At 49.2% G+C, this 17,717-nt stretch carries 19 protein-coding genes; 7 read left to right on the top strand and 12 right to left on the bottom strand.

The genetic code is table 11. The features are described 5' to 3' along the window. On the top strand, positions 1–1,293 hold the full coding sequence (serS, locus tag CLV60_RS32825) for a serine--tRNA ligase (RefSeq protein WP_106599631.1): 1,293 nt from the start codon (positions 1–3) through the stop codon (positions 1,291–1,293). 31 nt (positions 1,294–1,324) lie between these two features. Here the strand turns inward: serS and CLV60_RS32820 are convergent, their stop codons facing one another. From CLV60_RS32820 to CLV60_RS32810, 3 genes are all read right to left on the bottom strand, one after another. After that, on the bottom strand, positions 1,325–2,668 hold the full coding sequence (locus CLV60_RS32820; RefSeq protein WP_106599630.1) for a MutS-related protein: 1,344 nt from the start codon (positions 2,666–2,668) through the stop codon (positions 1,325–1,327). Positions 2,669–2,731: 63 nt separating this feature from the next. Continuing rightward, positions 2,732–3,973: a hypothetical protein gene (locus CLV60_RS32815; protein WP_106599629.1), complete on the bottom strand. Its 1,242-nt coding sequence runs from the start codon at positions 3,971–3,973 to the stop codon at positions 2,732–2,734. Next, complete coding sequence (locus CLV60_RS32810) at positions 3,970–5,241, bottom strand: hypothetical protein (RefSeq protein ID WP_106599628.1); 1,272 nt, start codon at positions 5,239–5,241, stop codon at positions 3,970–3,972. Before CLV60_RS32810 ends, CLV60_RS32815 begins: the two co-directional genes overlap by 4 nt. A gap of 186 nt (positions 5,242–5,427) precedes the next feature. Between CLV60_RS32810 and CLV60_RS32805 the strand changes: the two genes are divergently transcribed. Together CLV60_RS32805 and CLV60_RS32800 are read left to right on the top strand one after the other, a co-directional pair. Next, the gene (locus CLV60_RS32805) at positions 5,428–6,567 is read left to right on the top strand and encodes an acyl-CoA dehydrogenase (protein WP_106599627.1); all 1,140 of its coding nucleotides are present in this window, start codon (positions 5,428–5,430) and stop codon (positions 6,565–6,567) included. A gap of 172 nt (positions 6,568–6,739) precedes the next feature. Then, the gene (locus tag CLV60_RS32800) at positions 6,740–7,669 is read left to right on the top strand and encodes a helix-turn-helix domain-containing protein (RefSeq protein WP_090376150.1); all 930 of its coding nucleotides are present in this window, start codon (positions 6,740–6,742) and stop codon (positions 7,667–7,669) included. A gap of 86 nt (positions 7,670–7,755) precedes the next feature. On the opposite strand, the gene CLV60_RS32795 is transcribed toward CLV60_RS32800, so the two are convergent. Further along, complete coding sequence (locus CLV60_RS32795; protein ID WP_106599626.1) at positions 7,756–8,178, bottom strand: nuclear transport factor 2 family protein; 423 nt, start codon at positions 8,176–8,178, stop codon at positions 7,756–7,758. 119 nt (positions 8,179–8,297) lie between these two features. Here CLV60_RS32795 and CLV60_RS32790 point away from each other — a divergent pair, with 119 nt between their 5' ends. Next, a complete protein-coding gene (locus tag CLV60_RS32790) occupies positions 8,298–8,687 on the top strand; it encodes a hypothetical protein (protein WP_106599625.1) in 390 nt (129 codons plus the stop codon). 21 nt (positions 8,688–8,708) lie between these two features. Here CLV60_RS32790 and nadD read toward each other — a convergent pair whose 3' ends face one another. The 7 genes from nadD to CLV60_RS32755 form a co-directional block, all read right to left on the bottom strand. Next, the gene (gene nadD / locus CLV60_RS32785) at positions 8,709–9,281 is read right to left on the bottom strand and encodes a nicotinate (nicotinamide) nucleotide adenylyltransferase (protein ID WP_106599624.1); all 573 of its coding nucleotides are present in this window, start codon (positions 9,279–9,281) and stop codon (positions 8,709–8,711) included. A 15-nt stretch (positions 9,282–9,296) separates the two neighbouring features. Then, positions 9,297–9,866 (bottom strand): guanylate kinase, encoded by a 570-nt coding sequence (gene gmk / locus CLV60_RS32780; RefSeq protein ID WP_106599623.1) that lies wholly within the window; start codon positions 9,864–9,866, stop codon positions 9,297–9,299. 9 nt (positions 9,867–9,875) lie between these two features. Next, the gene (locus CLV60_RS32775) at positions 9,876–10,079 is read right to left on the bottom strand and encodes a phosphohydrolase (RefSeq protein ID WP_229211240.1); all 204 of its coding nucleotides are present in this window, start codon (positions 10,077–10,079) and stop codon (positions 9,876–9,878) included. Between the two features lie 167 nt (positions 10,080–10,246). Beyond that, the gene (locus tag CLV60_RS32770; RefSeq protein WP_015813277.1) at positions 10,247–10,846 is read right to left on the bottom strand and encodes a sigma-70 family RNA polymerase sigma factor; all 600 of its coding nucleotides are present in this window, start codon (positions 10,844–10,846) and stop codon (positions 10,247–10,249) included. 221 nt (positions 10,847–11,067) lie between these two features. Beyond that, entirely contained in the window at positions 11,068–11,571 is a 504-nt protein-coding gene (locus CLV60_RS32765) for a hypothetical protein (protein WP_090376140.1), read from the bottom strand. Continuing rightward, positions 11,568–12,410, bottom strand: coding sequence for a rod shape-determining protein MreC (gene mreC, locus CLV60_RS32760; RefSeq protein ID WP_106599621.1), 843 nt, complete (start codon positions 12,408–12,410; stop codon positions 11,568–11,570). The genes CLV60_RS32765 and mreC overlap by 4 nt, the downstream gene beginning before the upstream one ends. A 101-nt stretch (positions 12,411–12,511) precedes the next feature. After that, on the bottom strand, positions 12,512–13,537 hold the full coding sequence (locus CLV60_RS32755; protein WP_019946014.1) for a rod shape-determining protein: 1,026 nt from the start codon (positions 13,535–13,537) through the stop codon (positions 12,512–12,514). Positions 13,538–13,773: 236 nt separating this feature from the next. On the opposite strand from CLV60_RS32755, the gene CLV60_RS32750 reads away from it, so the two are divergent. From CLV60_RS32750 to CLV60_RS32740, 3 genes are read left to right on the top strand one after another with little or no spacing between them, the layout of a single operon-like run. Continuing rightward, the gene (locus CLV60_RS32750) at positions 13,774–15,276 is read left to right on the top strand and encodes a GH3 auxin-responsive promoter family protein (protein ID WP_106599620.1); all 1,503 of its coding nucleotides are present in this window, start codon (positions 13,774–13,776) and stop codon (positions 15,274–15,276) included. 23 nt (positions 15,277–15,299) lie between these two features. Continuing rightward, complete coding sequence (locus CLV60_RS32745; protein WP_106599619.1) at positions 15,300–16,460, top strand: 1-deoxy-D-xylulose-5-phosphate reductoisomerase; 1,161 nt, start codon at positions 15,300–15,302, stop codon at positions 16,458–16,460. Next, on the top strand, positions 16,461–16,910 hold the full coding sequence (locus CLV60_RS32740; protein WP_106599618.1) for a hypothetical protein: 450 nt from the start codon (positions 16,461–16,463) through the stop codon (positions 16,908–16,910). Between the two features lie 6 nt (positions 16,911–16,916). Here CLV60_RS32740 and CLV60_RS32735 read toward each other — a convergent pair whose 3' ends face one another. Then, on the bottom strand, positions 16,917–17,681 hold the full coding sequence (locus CLV60_RS32735; protein WP_106599617.1) for a glycosyltransferase family 2 protein: 765 nt from the start codon (positions 17,679–17,681) through the stop codon (positions 16,917–16,919). Positions 17,682–17,717 lie beyond the last annotated feature (36 nt).

The following is a 17,717-nucleotide window of genomic DNA, read 5'->3' as shown; positions in this document are numbered from 1 at the left end:
ATGTTACAAACCAATTTTATCCGCGAAAACCGGGAACTGACCATCGCGGGATTGACCAAAAAGCATTTCAAAGATGCCGAGCAGGCGGTAGACCGCATTATTGAGCTCGATGGCAAGCGCCGCCAGATCCAGCAGGACCTGGACGATGTGCTGGCTGCATCCAACAACAAGGCCAAGGAAATTGGCGCTTTGATGAAAGCCGGCCAGAAAGCCGAGGCGGAAGCCGCCAAGGCCGACACCGCCGTGTTGAAAGAGCGTTCCAAAGCATTGGAAGAGGAACACAAGGCGTTTGAAGAGACGTTGCTGCAAGAGCTCGTGAAGCTGCCGAACCTTCCGCACGAAAGCGTTCCGGAAGGCCGCACCGCCGACGACAACGTAACTGTTCTCGAAGCTGGTGCCAAACCGGAATTGCACGAGGGCGCATTACCGCATTGGGACCTGATCAAGAAACTGGGTGGTAACCTGGCCCCGATCATCGATTTTGAACTCGGCAACAAAATTACCGGCGCTGGTTTTCCCATATACAAAGGCAAAGCCGCCCGTTTGCAGCGCGCTATGATCGCATTCTTCCTCAATGAGGCAGGCAATGCAGGTTATAACGAAGTGCAGCCGCCGATCGTGGTGAATGCGGATTCTGGTTTTGCGACAGGCCAGTTGCCGGATAAGGAAGGCCAGATGTACCACGCTACGGTGGATGATCTGTACCTGATCCCGACCGCCGAAGTGCCGGTTACCAACCTCTACCGCGATGTGATCGTGGCTGAAAGCGAGCTGCCTGTGAAAAACGTAGCATTCACGCCGTGCTTCCGTCGTGAGGCGGGTAGCTGGGGCGCGCACGTACGCGGGCTGAACCGGTTGCATCAGTTTGATAAGGTGGAAATTGTACAGATCAACAAGCCGGAGGAATCGTACAAAGCGCTAGACGAAATGGTGGAGCATGTGAAAAGCCTGCTCGAAAAGCTGGAATTGCCTTACCGCATTCTGCGCTTGTGCGGCGGCGATATGGGTTTCACGTCCGCATTGACCTACGATTTTGAAGTATGGTCGGCCGGGCAGCAGCGTTGGCTCGAATGTAGTTCTGTTTCCAACTTTGAAACCTACCAGGCCAACCGTCTGAAACTCCGCTACAAGAATGCGGATAAGAAAACACAGCTCCTTCATACATTGAACGGATCTGCATTGGCATTGCCGCGTATTCTGGCCGCATTGCTGGAAAACAACCAGCAAGCCGATGGGACCGTGAAAGTACCTGCCGTACTCGTGCCGTTCTGCGGTTTCGATGTGATCGAATAATGCATTTGAAATGCTGACGCAAAAAGGGCTCTCATTTCGATGAGGGCCTTTTTGCTTTTTGAAGCAATGCAGTTACGCCGGTTTGATCCATGATCAGCCTGCCTACTTTTTCAAATGCGGCGCCTTCTTCGATCTTAAATGTGTTTTGAAACTGATTGTCGGTAATATGAGTCCGGAAGCAGCGGAAGCTGAGCTTGGAATGGCCGGAGTAATGCGTGATCAACTCATGAATGTGGGTCGATACCAGAAAACCGGAGCCGTCGAAGTTTGCAAAACCATCGAGCACCGTTTTGGAACAATGCAAAGCATCTTCCTGATTAGTCCCGCGGAATAATTCATCCACGATCACAAAGCATTGTTCTCCGTTGCTCAATGCTTCGGAAATCTGTTTGATACGCATCATTTCATTGTAAAAATGGCTGAAACCCTGGTCAAGATCGTCGGATAGGTGAATGGAGGTGAAGAGCCGGTCGATAAATGGTAAATGCAGTGATTTCGCAGGTACCGGCCAGCCCAGATGAGCGAGATAGACAAGAATGCCGCAGGTTTTGAGAAATGTCGTCTTGCCGCTGGTATTCGCGCCGGTGAGGATGCACACGGGATTATTACCGGCCAGGCTCAGATCGTTGGCGATTGCGCCGGTAATGAGCGGGTGCCAGGCTTCACGGGCATCGAAATCTTTGGAATGTGAATCAAAAACCGGAAAGGTAAGCTGATGACGTTTGGCTGCCTTGACGATCGCCAGGCAGGCATCCAGCTTGTAAAGTGTGTCGAGCATTTGCCGGAATTCCTTCCTGTGACTGATCCGCAAATGGTAGTCAAGGTAAAAGATCGATCTGTCGGATAGTCGCTGATCATTTTTCCTCAAAAACATAGACAGAATGGGGGAGAAGATAAACTTTCTGAGTTCGCAGATGTCTTCGGAAATTTCCTCGGGAATAGCAGTCTCCGCGAGATGATCCAAAGTAGATTGAACCGCCCTGACCAGCCGCAGCGTTGCCAGCACGCCGCTTTGAATGCGGTAATATTCCCCCTTGTTTTTAACCGAATACAACCAGGTATCAAACCAATGCTTGATCACATCCTGCGACATCGAATGCGCTACGCTCAATGCATAGTAGCTTTCGGCTGCGGCGGCATATGCTTTGGCAATATTAACCTGCCAGGCCGTCGGGCGCCGCGCAATGGCTTTTAGCAAGTCCTGAAAACGAATGACGTCTTCGGGCGTTTCCTTGGGCCTGGTGATAATGCTTTTGAGATAATCGCCGCCGCCGAGCGTTTCGGTGCGGTTGTAGAAGGCGAAAATACTGGCTGTCCGGCTGTTTTCGGGCAGGAGTTGTAGTTCGTGTAGGGTATGCCGGTCTACGGGCTGCATTCGGGCGATTTTGGGTATGCCCAAATGTAGAAACCCGTGCCGAATGCAGCCCGTTAAAGAAAGTTAAACTTCGTGCTTTTTCGGGAATGCGAGCCAGATGAAATAGCCCGTGAGGATAACGATCGCGGTTTGCATGCTGTAATCGATGAGCAGTTCTGTAGATGCCGCGGTGTCCGAAGGCGTCATGTAGCAAGGCATCCCGAGCCGCCACCAGTACGAAGGATGCACGACGCAAAGCAGATTGAATACGAAAAGGATCGTAATTTGTGTTTTATTCTTCCAGTCAATCACATAGAATACCAGTGGGAGCAAGAAGAGGAAGATATAGTTGCTGTAAGCGCTCTGCTGTACGATCATCATCGTAGCGTACAAAACCACCCATACTTTCGAGAGCATTACCCGGAAATCGGCATTGCGGAGGCGCCACGCCGAAATGCAGGCCAGCCCTACCGATGCCACTAGCCCTATCCAGTTCCAGATCTTTTCACCAACGCCTATTGAATTGTTGAACCACGGATTCAGTACCGACGGGATGTTCGGGGCGCGCAATGTCTTAGCCTCATCGAGCGGTTGCATGAATTCCAGCCCGACGAGCGGATAGAGGACAGCGAGCGAGATGATGCCGATAATAGCAATGGGAATGACGAAGCGGATCTTTTGTTTTTCCAGTAGAAACAACGGCACCATGATGAGCACGAAAATCGCCTTGGTCATCAGCAAACCAATAGCCAGAATGATCGCATACCATTCCACGCGCAACGTGCGCTCACGCACCAGGTAGGCGAGCGTAACGAACAGCCACATCCAGACATCCTCCTGTGCGCCTATCACGCATAGCACGAGTGAGCCGGGCAACAGCAGGTAGATGAGTGCCCGGAACAGAAACGTACCCCGGGATTGGAATGGCCTGAAAAAATGGTAGGACACCAGCAATGCAATACCGTCCATCGCAGCCATTGTAAGCACGATCATTTTCGGGCTATACCAAAGTTTCAGCCAAATGCCGAGGAAGTAGGCGTAAAGCGGTGAATACGGCGACCAGAAATCACGGTACACTACTTGCCCCAATGAAGCCTTGCTACCCTCGTCCCAGAAGCCGTTTACGTCCGAGGTTGGTTCCATATTCGCGACGAGGTACACGGCAATGAATGGCAGCAGGCGGAGGAATACCCACGCGACGGCCATTACCGCATTGGCGGATTTCTTTTCCAGCCAGTCGGTCAGCTCGTCCTTTTTGAATAGTAATGCAGCAGTAACCAGCAATGCGGCTACGCTGATGGCGGTTTTGGCAAGGACTATATTCATGCCGTTGCCAAAGTTTGGGTATGAACCACCTTGCGATAGGTTTCCCGGAGAACCCACAGGAAGCAGAGCACATTCAGGATTTGCAGCACGTACTCGAACAGGTAGGAAGCATTGGCAAACAGGCTCAGCGATGTATACGCGGGCTGTTTGATATACACCCATACAAACGGCTGCACGACCGTAAGCCAGTTCAATGCGAGCAGCACCACCACATGGACGGTCTTGCGGATATCGATAATTTCAAACAAAACGGCCATCAGGTATGCGATCACATAAGCACCCATGGCGCTGGCCTGGAAGAGCATCATGCACACGAAAACGGCGATGAAAAGGCCGGGTAATACTTCGCTGATATGCCTGTGCCTCGCTTTGAATGCCATGTAAACCGGGATGAAAACGGTAAACAGCAAGCCGAACCAGTTGATCAGGGTCGATTTCTTTTCATCGACATGGAAGAGGATTTCTACAAACGGCCTTAGTACCGAGAAGAGGTTGGGCGTCATGAGCTGCTCGGTGTGCCGGATAGGCATCAGGAACAGGTCGCCGATTTGCCAGTAGAGGAAACCTACGGCAGGGAGACCGATAGCCGCCATGACCAACAACATTTTAATAGGCTTTTTCACCATCACCAGCATTGCGGGCAACAGAAATATGAACGTGACTTTGATGGTCAGCAATGTCATGGCATACAAAAGGCCAATACCGACCTCGTAGTTGCTCCTGTTCTTAATGGTATAGCGCCAGATCAGCAGCGCCGCGCCCCAGAACCACACTTCCTCCTGCCCGTCCACGAGAATGTACATGAATGCGGCTGGCAGCATATAATAAATCGAAGCCAGTTGCAGGGCTTTCGGGCTTTTGCTTTTGTAAGTGTCGTAAGTAAGCCAGAGAATAGCCGTTTCCATCAAAACCATGAAAAGGACGATCGCCCGGGCATTATGCCAGATCCAGACCGGAATGCTGATAATGTAAGCATACAGTGGTGCGTGGTACGACCAGAAATCACGGTAAACGAAACCGCCGGCCTTGGCCCCCTCGGCTTTATAAAAAAAGAAAGGAATATCGCCTCGCGGTTCCTCGTTGATGATGAGGAAAATGCCGATCCAGGGAATGAGCCGGAAAAGCACGAAACCCAATGTGAAGATCAGTTTATCGTTTTCCCGCTGCCATTTTGAAAACAGATCCGAACGGCTGATGGTCCAGATGATTCCGATTGTCAATGCAAGGTTGATGAGCAGCTTAATGTAAAAAACGGTAAGAATGGGCATGTGTAATCTGTCGTGATCAGGGCGCAAACTTAAGACAACTTTTCTTCAAAACGGCCTTCAAAACCCAAAGTTTTAATCGGTTAGGAAATTGTATGCTTGCATACTGTTTTGGTAAATCCTATTTTTGAAAATCTTCATCCTCAAAAATCAACGTCTTCTATGTCAGCTTCCCAACCACTAACCGGAATGGATTTCAACCTCAGTGAGGAGCACCTGGCGGTGCAAGCCGCTGCACGCGATTTTGCGCAATCCGAATTACTACCCGGTGTGATCGAACGAGATACAGCCCAGCATTTTGACCCAACATTATTACGAAAAATGGCAGAAATGGGGTTCCTGGGCATGATGGTGGCGCCCGAATACGGCGGCGGGGGCATGGATACGCTTGCATATGTGATTGCGATGGAAGAAATATCGAAGGTGGATGCCTCGGCCGGAGTAATCATGTCGGTGAATAATTCGCTGGTATGCTGGGGGCTCGAAAAGTATGGTACGGAGGAGCAAAAGCAGCAATATCTGACACGGCTCGCGTCGGGAGAAATCGTCGGCGCGTTCTGCCTGTCGGAGCCGGAGGCCGGCTCGGATGCCACCTCACAGCACACGACAGCCTTTCTGAACGGCGACCATTATTTATTGAACGGTACGAAGAACTGGATCACCAGTGGGAATACTTCGTCGGTTTGCCTGGTGATTGCGCAGACGCACCCCGAGGCGAAGCATAAGGGCATTAACGTATTCATCGTCGAGAAAGGCTGGCATGGCTTTTCCGTAGGCCGTAAGGAAGATAAAATGGGTATAAGAGCCTCAGATACACACACTTTGATGTTCTCGGATGTGAAGGTGCCGGCTGTGAACCGGATCGGTGACGATGGCTTTGGGTTCAAGTTCGCGATGAATGTGCTGAATGGCGGCCGGATTGGTATTGCGGCGCAGGCATTGGGAATCGCCACGGGGGCTTTCGAGCTTTCCTTAAAATATTCCAAGGAGCGAAAGACATTCGGCAAACCGATTGCCGACCACCAGGCGATCCAGTTCAAATTGTCGGAAATGGCGACTAAAATTGAGGCGGCGAGGTTACTTGTTTACAAGGCTGCCCGGTTAAAAGATGAGGGTAAGGACTACATCCAGGCCGCGGCTATGGCAAAATTGTATGCATCCGAAGTGGCCATGTGGGTGACAACGGAAGCCGTCCAGGTGCACGGGGGCTACGGTTATGTGAAAGAATACCACGTGGAGCGCCTCATGCGGGATGCAAAAATCACACAGATTTATGAAGGTACCTCCGAAATCCAAAAACTTGTAATCGCCCGGGAGCTTCTTAAATAATTAGTAATTCTCCCAAAAGTCGATTTTATTCTGAATGTTGGATTAAAATAATATCAAAATATCACTTTTTTTTAAATTTTTGTGAAACTATACTTGTATTAGTTTTGTACAATTTATTAGATTTGTACAAAATTTGAAAAATCGGTCAAAACGGCCCTTAAATAGATCAAGTATGGAAGACTATAATAAGATTATTGAGTCGTTGGGGGTGAAATTTGTGAAGGCCCGTCATATCAGGATTTTACAGCCCATCACAATCAAAAACTTTTATGACGTACAGAACTCTTTGACCATTCTGTACGACGGTGAAGTTTCTTTCGGATCCGACGAGCCTCAGAGAGTTGAGGAAGGGGATATGCTCTTCATTCCGGGAGGTAAGCATGCAACCGTGACATACGGAAACGGCGCGTCAGCCAAAACCGTGTCGAACGAGGAGTTCATGACCAACCGTGACAATTATATCGAAGCAGGCCACGATCCGGCATTGATCGGAAAGCTGCCTAACTCTTTTGGTTTGATCTCTTTCGAAGCGAAAGTATTTGATACCGTAAACTTCTTCACGTCCCTGGACGTGCCTCCGTTCCTGATCAAGCGTGACGACCAGATTGCCGCGACGATCAACCAGATCCTGACGGAAGATATGCTCGATACCCCTGGAAAAGGCCGTATCATCAAGATCAAAACCGAAGAGGTAGTGATCGAGATCATCCGTTATATTTTGAAAAACAAACTGTTCGTAGAGCAGCTTGTTACCAACAGTACTTATTTCAAAGATCCTCGTCTGATCGATATTTTCGCTTACATCAAAGACAACCTGGGCGGCGACCTGTCGAACAAGGTGCTCGCGAACGTAGCGAACGTTTCAGAGGATTATGTAGGCCAGTATTTCAAAATGCTGACCGGTATTAACCCGCAGGATTATATCGAATACCAGCGCATGGAAAAGGCTGTGGATCTGCTCCGCACGTCGAAGAAAAGCATTCGCGCGATCGGTTCAGATGTGGGTTACAAAGACACCGCTTATTTCTGCCGCCGCTTCAAGATGATGTTCGGTATCCCGGCTGGAAAAATGCGTCGTCGCGAATCGCTGATGAATGTTTAGAATGTAATGTTAGACTATAATTGAAAAAGAGAACTGGTTCCGGTTCTCTTTTTTTATGTCCATACCTAATGTTTTAATGCATTACTTCATTGTGCGGGTGTCAGCTGCACGGTGGTAACCTTCCATTTCCCGCCCGAACGCACGCATACGCTCGTATACGCGACGTTGCCGTTGAAGCCGTTGTTCTGAATCCGCGCGCTCACATTCCAGAAGCCTTGTACCACGGCCACGTCCCCGTACGTACGCGTGCGCGTGCCTGCGAGCATGCCCGAGTCGACGATAATGTAGCCTTGGCCGATTGCCTGCTGCAAGGCACGGCCATCGATGGTCTGACCATTGTAATTGGTGACGGTGAAATCATTTGCAATTAGATTGCTTACGGCATTCGCATCTTCGTCGAGCAATGCTTTGAAAAACAGGTTGGAGCAGTCGGTTCCGTCCATTGGCTCCTGAGCGGATGCAACCAGAGGGACGAAAGTCAGGAGGAAGATAGTCAAGAGTTGTTTCATGTTGTAGTCAGGAATTGTCAGGTGTGGTCAGGTGTTGTTTTGGAATGGTGATCTGTTGTTTCATATTGTCGTGTTGTGTGGGTAGATTCGCCCTGATTTTGAATGAACGAATGAGTACAATGAAATTATCTATAAAAATCCTTTTGACAGCGTTGATCGGCTTTATTGTTGGCTGTTCGAGCGCACCTGATAAATTAGGTAACCTGGACCTTAAAAAATGGCGTGGTGATCGGGGAGGTTGCAACGACGTCCGTAAAGGCCTGGAAGGCGATTTTAAAAGCGCTGAAAAAGAATTGAAGGGGAAGTTTGCCGATACGATCGGGGAGTTGCTGGGCAGGCCGGATATTCACCAGCTCGGCGAGCGCAATACGAAGTTCTACGTTTACTACCTGAGCAAGGGTCCTCAATGCGAGAATATGCAAGCCAAATCGGCGTCCCGGAAGGTAATACTGAAATTCAATGCAGTAGGGTTGCTGTCGGAGATCACGTACCAGGACAGGCCGCTCTAATATCAGAACCGGCCATTCAGGCTATTGATAAAACTTCTTGATTTTGATCAGCTGCTCCACCGGCTCGGGCACCATGTAGCGGATTGATTGGCCCTTTTTAATGCACGCGCGGAGGAATGTGGCTGAAATATCCAGTAGTGGTGCTTCCACGAATTTTACATCCGGATGGTTGGCAAATATGTGCGGCTTTGCATTGGGGCGTGGGTAAACATAGAGCCCGGTGTATTCAAGGATCTTGTCGTAATTTTTCCAGTTCGGGAATTGCGCCAGGTTGTCTTCCCCCATAATCAGCTTGAACTGGTGCTGAGGAAATTTCTCCTGCAAGCGCACGAGCGTGTCGATCGTGTAGCTGGGCTTGGGCATGTGGAATTCGATGTCGTTGGCCCGTAGCAGCGTGTTATCCGAAATGGCACGCTGTACGAGGTCGAAGCGGTCGAATTCGTGCAGGAGACTGCTGTTTTTCTTGAACGGATTTTGCGGGCTCACGATAAACCAGACCTGTTCGAGGTCGGTAGTGGTGGCCATCGTGTTGGCAATGATCAAATGACCGACATGAATAGGATTGAACGATCCGAAAAACAGGCCGATCTTCATTGCTCAGATTAAATTTTAGGATTGGATGAATGCCTGAACGAGGTCTTCCGCTTTGGCCAGCGTTTCATTCAGTTCATCATTGACAAGGACCACGTCGAACTCGTGCTCGAAACTCTGCTCGTAACGCACTTTGGCTAGGCGTGTGGCCAGTGTTTCTTCCGTTTCCGTACCGCGGCCCGACAGGCGGCGTTTAATTTCTTCATCGGAGGTGACCTTCACGAATACGGCGAGTGCGGCGTCGCCATATGCTTCTTTCAGCTTCAATCCTCCTTTCACATCCACATCAAAGAGGACGTGCTTGCCTTCATCCCAAAGGCGCTGTATTTCTGATTTGAGCGTGCCGTAGTAATTGCCGGCGTAAACTTCCTCCCATTCCGCAAACTGCTGATCCGCTATCTTCTGACGAAAGTCCTGTAAGGTCAGGAAGTAGTAATCTTTGCCGTCTATCTCATAATCGCGGCGCGGGCGCGTACATGCAGAGACAGAAAATGCCAGTTGCTGTGTGTATTTATCTAAAAGATGCCTTACAATGGTGGTCTTTCCGGATCCGGAAGGGGCAGAAAATATGATAAGCTTACCTTTCACTCGAACAGATTAACTGTTAATTTTTGAAATAATCGTATTGAGAATGCTATCCGGGCAAGGTTTCTTGACAATTTTCATGTTGAGGGAATCCTTGATGCACTTTTCCAGGCGGTACGCCTCGATACAAGGGATGCATTTATCCATGTTTTCGCGGAAGTGGTCCTTCTCTGCTTCACTCGCCTCGTCATCCAGGATTGCCTGAATAATTTTCATACACTCAGCATGGTGCTCACAGGTATGCTTCATTTGTTTTTGCGCAACTTCTGTTACAGAAGGCGTCGTGGAAGATGCATTCATTAGTTAAAATGAAAATAAGAATAATGGAATATATGTACAGTTGTACCCTATAACCGAAGAGGTTGCAAAAAAAGTTTCACAACCTATGAATCATATCCCATTGAGCTCGCGTAGCTTCTGAGTTTTTCTTTCAGGAGGTTACGTGCGCGGTGCAATCTGGACCTCACTGTTCCGATAGGGATGTCCAGGATTTTGGCCATCTCTTCGTAGGTGAAACCCTCGATGTCGCAGAGAATGATGACCGTTCTGAAGTCGACAGGCAGGGCGTTGAGCGCGTTCGCAACTTCATCGCCGATCAGTTCCTGTACAGCATCGGCACGGAGGTCTACGGTATAAGTGGTATCAGATGCTTCCTCGGAATTATAGGTCGTTTCAACTTCCTGATAATCAACTTTGGAAGGTTCTTTACTTTTTTTACGGTAGTCGTTGATGAAGCTGTTTTTGAGGATCCTGAAAAGCCAGGCTTTTGCGTTGGTTCCCTGTTCGAATGAAGATATAAAACGGAACGCCTTCAGATATGTATCTTGAACCAGGTCATTTGCATCGTCCTCGTCCATGGTGAGTCGGAAGGCGAAGTTGTACATGGAGTCAATGTGTGGCATGAACTCGCGGTTAAATACTTCATAACGAAGATCGTCCGTGTATTCATTAGTCGTGAGCGTTTCTGACATGGCAACTAACATAGGAATGCTGAATTTACAAAGATTAATAACAGCTCCAATTCGTACAAATTAAAATTTGATAAATGGCTGAATGGAGCGTCCTAACTGCCCTTATTTTACGATAAAATTAAAAAGAGCCGGGATGAACAACTAGCCTCCCAAACGGTGTCGCCTCGTATCGTTAATTTAATGTTATTACATCAAATTCCGAGCCAAAAACGAGGCTCCGCCAAAATGTCATGCTAGCGTTTGGAGAAGAGTTCCAGCAGGATAATGAGGATAGTAGTGAAGAGGGTGCTGGCACCGATGCGGATCAATGTGTAAAGGATCATTCCAAAGTTGTTCATCTCCATCAGGAACAGCATGGAATGGTGGATCAGGATCAGCGGGAAAATGTAGGAAACAAATGCCCCGAGCCCCTGCGCACGTATGCCTACCTCCGCGCGCTCGGCCCCGCGCGATTTCATCTGGTAATGGATCAGGAATGGCCTCAGGTAGGCGATCAGCACCGTCGCCGAAGCGTGCATACCGAATGTATTCGAGAAGACATCCACGATAAAGCCTACCGCGAAGGCAATGAGCAGCGTATACATGCGGTCCATATCTGCGGGCAGCAGCAGGATAGCCGCGATGTAAATGAAACAGAACGCGTAGTTGAACAGCACGATATTCCGCATGAAGAAGATCTGCAAAAACAGGTAAAGCAGGATCATCAGGGAATATTGTATCGCCTCGCGTAAGCTCATTTTTTCAGTTCTATGGTTCTTGCTTTAAGATTTTCCTGTTCTACAAGTTGGTGATTTTGTACCACATACACGTACGACAGGTTCCGGAAGTCGGTCGCCAGCTTCAACACAATGTTGTAAAACGTCTGGTTCGGGTTCACGGCTACGCTCTGTACTTTTCCGACCATAATGTTGGGAGGAAAAACAGAGTTTTGGTCGGAAGTTACCGCCGAGTCTCCCTTGAAGACTTTGGTATACTTCGAAACATCGATCATGTCGATCAGGTTAGGATCTTTGCCGTCCCATTTGGCATAACCGATTTCCTTGCTGCGCACGAGTTTGGACGAAACCATGAAATTCGAATGTAGGATCGAGGTAATTACCGAGTAATGTTCGGAACAGAACCGCACCTTGCCCACTACACCCGTCGCAGAAATGACGCCCATGCCGGGTTTGATGCCGTGCGCAGTGCCTTTGTCGATCGTGATGACGTTGTTTGCCTTGTTGGTTTCGTTGTCCACCACTTTCGCCACGGTGTACGAAAATCTTGCAGCAAACGCCGAATCCGGCACATAACCTGCCGGCAGCTGGCTGGGGTTTGTTTGGCTCAGCTTCGCCACCAGCGCGTGTAAATGCGCGTTCTCGCTGGCGAGGTCTGCATTGATCTCGTCGAGCTTGGTATAATCCCGCACCGAGTTCGAAAACGCGAGCGTTTTGGCGACGTAGTAATTGGAAGTATTGAAATAGGTAGCCCCCCAGTAGGTATTGTTGCGCACGATCATCCACGCACTGAGCACTTCCAGCAACACAAATACCAAAAAGAAACGATTCCGGACAACGAAATCAACGAGTTGGAGCATGGGGCTAAATGTTCACGCGCAGTTCATTGCCGGCGCACTTCGCGCAAAAATAGAAAATTTTTACGCTCGGCGCATCGAACGACGAACTGCGCGCTCCGATCCTACGAAATCAGTACAGGCTTGTATAGTTCGAGGTTTTTGAGGACTTCCCCGGTACCTTTCACTACTGCCTTCAACGGATCGTCGGCGATATGTACGGGCAACTTGGTTTTCTGGGCGATACGTCTGTCGAGGCCGTGGATCAATGCGCCGCCGCCTGTGAGGTAAATACCGTTTTTGAAAATATCCGCAGAAAGCTCAGGAGGAGAAATTTCAAGGGCTTTCATCACGCCCTCTTCAATTTTGGAGATCGATTTATCGAGAGAATAAGCGATTTCGCTGTAAGTAACGCGGATTTCCTTTGGAATACCGGTCATCAGGTCACGGCCACGGATCTGGTAATCATCCAATGGGATTTCCAGCTCAGGTGAAGCAGAACCGATCGCCATTTTGATCAACTCCGCAGAACGCTCTCCGATCAAAAGGTTGTGCTCGCGGCGCATGTAATCGACGATATCCCGCGTGAAAACGTCGCCTGCAATGCGTACCGACTGCTCGCAGACGATACCCGACAACGCGATAACCGCAATTTCCGTCGTACCGCCGCCGATATCGACGATCATTACCCCGTTTGGCTGCGTAATGTCGATACCGATACCGATTGCCGCCGCGATGGGCTCGTGCACCATGTATACTTCCTTCGCGCCAGCGTGCTCGCAGGAGTCTTTTACCGCACGTTTCTCAACCTCGGTAATTCCCGAAGGAATACAAACCACCATGCGGTGAGAAGGAGTGAAGAAACGGCTGCCGGTATCGATCATTTTGATCATCCCCCGGATCATCATTTCCGCCGCGGTAAAGTCGGCAATCACCCCGTCTTTCAATGGACGGATCGTCTTTATATTCTCGTTCGTCTTCTCATGCATTTGCATTGCCGTATGGCCAATCGCCAGCACTTTGCCGGTGGTTTTGTCCATGGCAATGATCGACGGCTCATCAACAACAACAGTATCTTTATGGATGATCAAAGTATTGGCAGTACCTAAATCAATCGCTATATCGCTCGTCAAAAAATCAAACAATCCCATATATATTTTTAAAAACTTTTGCTCCCTTTGATTTCAGGATGGCAAAATTACAGATTATTAACCACAAACAAAGGCATTTAAAAAATTTCGGTAGGCGGTATCCGAAGGGCGTAAAATTAGTTGCAAAGGGCTTTCCGACAGGCGTTCCAAGCAGCTTTCCTACGGGCTTTCAAACCGGGTTTCCAACCGGTCTAAAATCATGGAATTTGTAATTCCTGCGTACATTTGTTTTCACTATGGGAATCAGATCAGTTTTAAGCAGGCCGCTGGCCCGTTACATTGTCAAACAGCAACAGGAATGGATCGCGCGAAGTGTTGAGGTCCAGGAAAAATGGAGGTCGGAGCTGGTAAAGAAGGCGGCTGACACGCAATTTGGGAAAGACCATTTCTTCAAAGACATTCATAGCTATTCCGATTTCAGGGAAGCTGTTTCCGTACATGATTATGAGGATCTGAAACCTTATATTGAGAAAATAAAATCCGGGGAAAGTGATATTTTGTGGCCGGGCAAGCCACTCTATTTTGCCAAAACATCCGGAACTACTTCGGGGACCAAATACATCCCGATTTCCCGGGACTCTATCTCCAATCACATCGACTCGGCACGTAATGCCATTTTGACGTATATTGAAGAGACTCAAAAGGCTGACTTTCTGGATAATAAACTGATTTTCCTTTCTGGCAGTCCGATACTGACAGACACCGGCGGGGTACTGACAGGCCGCCTGTCAGGGATTTCCAACCACCACGTGCCGGGTTACCTGCGCTCCAACCAGCTGCCGAGCTACGAAACCAACTGTATTGAAGACTGGGAAACCAAGCTCGACAAGATCATCGACGAGACGCTCGACCAGCGAATGTCGCTCATTTCGGGCATTCCTCCGTGGGTGCAAATGTACTTCGATCGCATTATCGAACGGACAGGCAAGAAGATCAAGGATGTTTTCCCGGATTTTTCGCTTTTTATCTACGGCGGCGTGAATTTCGAACCTTACCGTGCCAAATTGTTTGAATCCATTGGCAAGCGCATTGATTCCATTGAGCTGTACCCGGCCTCCGAAGGCTTCCTCGCTTATCAGGATAAGCAGGATGACGAAGGCTTGCTGCTGTTGCTCGATACCGGTATTTTCTTCGAATTCATTCCGGTTGAAAACTACTTCGATGAAAACCCGCGCCGATTATCGATCGGAGAAGTGGAAGTGGGCAAAAATTACGCGGTGATTGTCAATAATAATGCAGGACTTTGGGGCTACTCGCTCGGGGATACCGTTAAGTTTGTCTCTACGGATCCTTACAAAGTACTGGTAACAGGCCGCATCACGCATTTCATTTCCGCATTCGGTGAGCACGTGATCGGCGAGGAGATCGAAAAAGCATTGAAATACGCATTGGAAAGGCATCCTGAAACGGAAGTTATCGAACTGACCGTCGCGCCTATGGTAAATTCGACGGATGGAGGCCTTCCTTATCACGAATGGCTGGTAGAGTTCGCGACCCGACCGAACAATATGGAGCAGTTTGCGAACGACCTCGACCGTAGGCTAACCGAATTGAATATTTATTATAAAGACCTGATCACCGGAAGCATCCTGCGTCGCCTCGAACTCACGCCGCTGCGCAAGAACTCATTCATCGACTATATGCGTGCGAATGGCAAACTGGGCGGCCAAAACAAGGTGCCGCGCCTGTCCAACGACCGCAAGATCGCCGACGAACTGACCCGGCTGAACCAAAATTGACCGAACCTAACAGTGAGAATGCAATGAAAAAAAGAGTAGCCATTTTAGGTTCGACCGGGTCGATCGGTACCCAGGCCCTCGAAGTGATCGCGGCTAATCCCGAAATCTTCTCGGTTTCGGTGCTTACGGCCGGCGGCAATGCGGATCTGCTCATCGAGCAAGCCGTGAAATTCAAGCCGCAGGAGGTTGTTATTTGCAATGAAGCGCATTACGAAAGGGTCAAAGCAGCCCTTTTTCCTTTCAATATCAAAGTGTACAGCAGTGCCTCCGCATTGGTTTCGGTGGTGGAGTCGGATCACGTGGATGTGGTATTGACGGCCATGGTCGGATATGCGGGTCTTCTGCCGACCATTCATGCGATCAAAGCGGGAAAAGACATTGCACTAGCCAATAAGGAGACACTCGTGGTCGCCGGTGAGGTGATCACCGCGCTGGCAAAACAGCACGATGTCAGCATTTACCCTGTCGATTCGGAGCATTCGGCCATTTTCCAGTGCCTTGCGGGAGAGCAGGAGAATGCCATTGAAAAGATCATACTAACTGCCTCGGGCGGGCCGTTTCGGGGAAAAGACCGTGAATTCCTCGCGCACGTAACGAAGGCGCAAGCGCTCAAACACCCGAACTGGAGCATGGGCGCGAAAATCACGATCGATTCTGCGACGCTGATGAACAAGGGCCTGGAAGTGATCGAGGCGAAATGGTTGTTTGACCTGAATGCTTCGCAAATAGACGTGATTGTGCATCCGCAGAGCATCGTGCATTCGCTGGTACAGTTCGAGGATGGAAGCATTAAGGCGCAAATGGGCCTGCCGGATATGAAATTGCCGATTCAATACGCGCTGTACTATCCGCAGCGACTGAAATCGGATTTCCCTCGGTTCAATTTCATGGATTACCCGTCACTCACTTTCGAAAAGCCCGATCTGGAAACATTCCGCAACCTGGCGATCGCCTATGAGGCGCTGGAAAAGGGCGGAAATGCGGCTTGTATTGTCAATGCAGCCAATGAAATTGCCGTTGACGCATTCCTCCATGATAAGATAGGTTTTCTGGATATTTCGGACGTTATTGTCGAAAGCCTTGCCAAAATCGCGTTTGTGGGGAATCCTTCGATAGAGGATTACGTTCAGACGAACGAGGCAACAAGGCGTTTTGCTTCTGAAATGATACAGGTAAAAGTGTAAATGAAAACCACCTTGCTAAAATACTTGTCCGTTGCGCTTGCCAGTACATTGAAATTCTTCGGAGGGCCGATTGCGGGGGTCGTGCTTAAACTGACCTGGATCGAAACCGCCCTGTGCTCGGCTGTGGGCATGATGTTCACGGTGTTCGTGCTCACGTATCTGGGAGGAGCGATCCGCAACCTCATTCAGAAGAACCGCAAAACGCCGCCCAAAAAGTTCACCAAAACCAACCGAATTGCTGTCAATATCTGGCGCAAGTTCGGGATCGTAGGTATTGCATTCCTTACGCCGCCATTATTCACGCCGCTTTTCGGGCCCATTCTCGCGGTAGCCTTCCGGGTTCCGAAGGGATCGATATTCCTTTGGATGTCGGCCAGCGCGCTCGTGTGGGGCTTGGCGATCTCCTACATCGCCCACAAAATGACGTTTATCCAGGAGTGGATTAAATAGAAAGAACTACCTGCTGACTTCCTTCTTCGGTGCAGTGGTTTTCTTCATGAAATCGCCTTGCGAGAAGTACTTTTCGATGAGGCAATACATCAATATAAAGAAGTACCGGCTACCCATTTCCTTGATTTTCAGCTTTGACTCTCCGTATTTCCGGTTGGTCCAGCTATTAGGTACCACGGCGTAGTTGTAGCCGCGCACCATTGCTTTCAATGGAAGTTCGATCGTTAAATTGAAGTGAGGGGCCAAGAAAGGCTTGATACCTTCAATCGTTTCGCGCTTGTAGAGCTTGAATGCATTGGTTGTATCATTGTATTTAATGCCCATTACCGTGCGTACGATGGCGTTCGCCACGCGGTTGATCACCTTTTTCAATGCAGGGTAGTCGATCACCTTGCCGCCTTTTTCCCAGCGTGAGCCGAAAACGCAGTCGTAATCGCCTTCCAGCATTTTGTAATAGAACTTCACGAGGTCCTCGGGATCGTCGGACATATCGGCCATGAAAACGGCCACGCAATCGCCTTTGAAGCGTTCCAAACCGTAGCGTACCGCATAACCGAAGCCATTGGGGCCCGGATTGGTGTAATAAACCAGTGTAGGAATTTGAAGTGAAAGTTCGTCCAGCACACGCAATGTCCCGTCCTTCGAATTGTCGTTGGTGACGCAAATTTCGTGGGGGATATTGTACTTATTTAATGTATTGTGTAAAGATACAAGCGTGTGAGTGATCGATTCTTCTTCGTTATAGGCTGGTATTACGACGCTTAGCTTCATAAAGGTGTTATGTGTTAAACAGTACAAATTAAAGAT

The sequence above is a fragment of the Dyadobacter jiangsuensis genome, assembly GCF_003014695.1.
GTDB classification, from domain to species: Bacteria; Bacteroidota; Bacteroidia; order Cytophagales; family Spirosomataceae; genus Dyadobacter; species Dyadobacter jiangsuensis.
Note: the sequence above shows the minus strand (reverse complement) of the source record. Positions and strands in the feature narration are given on the sequence as shown.

Excerpts from the sequence above, each read along its gene's own strand:
- serS (WP_106599631.1), top strand. The coding sequence starts at position 1 with ATGTTACAAACCAATTTTATCCGCGAAAACCGGGAACTGACCATCGCG.
- CLV60_RS32820 (WP_106599630.1), bottom strand. The coding sequence starts at position 2,668 with ATGCAGCCCGTAGACCGGCATACCCTACACGAACTACAACTCCTGCCC.
- CLV60_RS32815 (WP_106599629.1), bottom strand. The coding sequence starts at position 3,973 with ATGAATATAGTCCTTGCCAAAACCGCCATCAGCGTAGCCGCATTGCTG.
- CLV60_RS32810 (WP_106599628.1), bottom strand. The coding sequence starts at position 5,241 with ATGCCCATTCTTACCGTTTTTTACATTAAGCTGCTCATCAACCTTGCA.
- CLV60_RS32805 (WP_106599627.1), top strand. The coding sequence starts at position 5,428 with ATGGATTTCAACCTCAGTGAGGAGCACCTGGCGGTGCAAGCCGCTGCA.
- CLV60_RS32800 (WP_090376150.1), top strand. The coding sequence starts at position 6,740 with ATGGAAGACTATAATAAGATTATTGAGTCGTTGGGGGTGAAATTTGTG.
- CLV60_RS32795 (WP_106599626.1), bottom strand. The coding sequence starts at position 8,178 with ATGAAACAACTCTTGACTATCTTCCTCCTGACTTTCGTCCCTCTGGTT.
- CLV60_RS32790 (WP_106599625.1), top strand. The coding sequence starts at position 8,298 with ATGAAATTATCTATAAAAATCCTTTTGACAGCGTTGATCGGCTTTATT.
- nadD (WP_106599624.1), bottom strand. The coding sequence starts at position 9,281 with ATGAAGATCGGCCTGTTTTTCGGATCGTTCAATCCTATTCATGTCGGT.
- CLV60_RS32775 (WP_229211240.1), bottom strand. The coding sequence starts at position 10,079 with ATGAAAATTATTCAGGCAATCCTGGATGACGAGGCGAGTGAAGCAGAG.
- CLV60_RS32770 (WP_015813277.1), bottom strand. The coding sequence starts at position 10,846 with ATGTTAGTTGCCATGTCAGAAACGCTCACGACTAATGAATACACGGAC.
- CLV60_RS32765 (WP_090376140.1), bottom strand. The coding sequence starts at position 11,571 with ATGAGCTTACGCGAGGCGATACAATATTCCCTGATGATCCTGCTTTAC.
- mreC (WP_106599621.1), bottom strand. The coding sequence starts at position 12,410 with ATGCTCCAACTCGTTGATTTCGTTGTCCGGAATCGTTTCTTTTTGGTA.
- CLV60_RS32755 (WP_019946014.1), bottom strand. The coding sequence starts at position 13,537 with ATGGGATTGTTTGATTTTTTGACGAGCGATATAGCGATTGATTTAGGT.
- CLV60_RS32750 (WP_106599620.1), top strand. The coding sequence starts at position 13,774 with ATGGGAATCAGATCAGTTTTAAGCAGGCCGCTGGCCCGTTACATTGTC.
- CLV60_RS32745 (WP_106599619.1), top strand. The coding sequence starts at position 15,300 with ATGAAAAAAAGAGTAGCCATTTTAGGTTCGACCGGGTCGATCGGTACC.
- CLV60_RS32740 (WP_106599618.1), top strand. The coding sequence starts at position 16,461 with ATGAAAACCACCTTGCTAAAATACTTGTCCGTTGCGCTTGCCAGTACA.
- CLV60_RS32735 (WP_106599617.1), bottom strand. The coding sequence starts at position 17,681 with ATGAAGCTAAGCGTCGTAATACCAGCCTATAACGAAGAAGAATCGATC.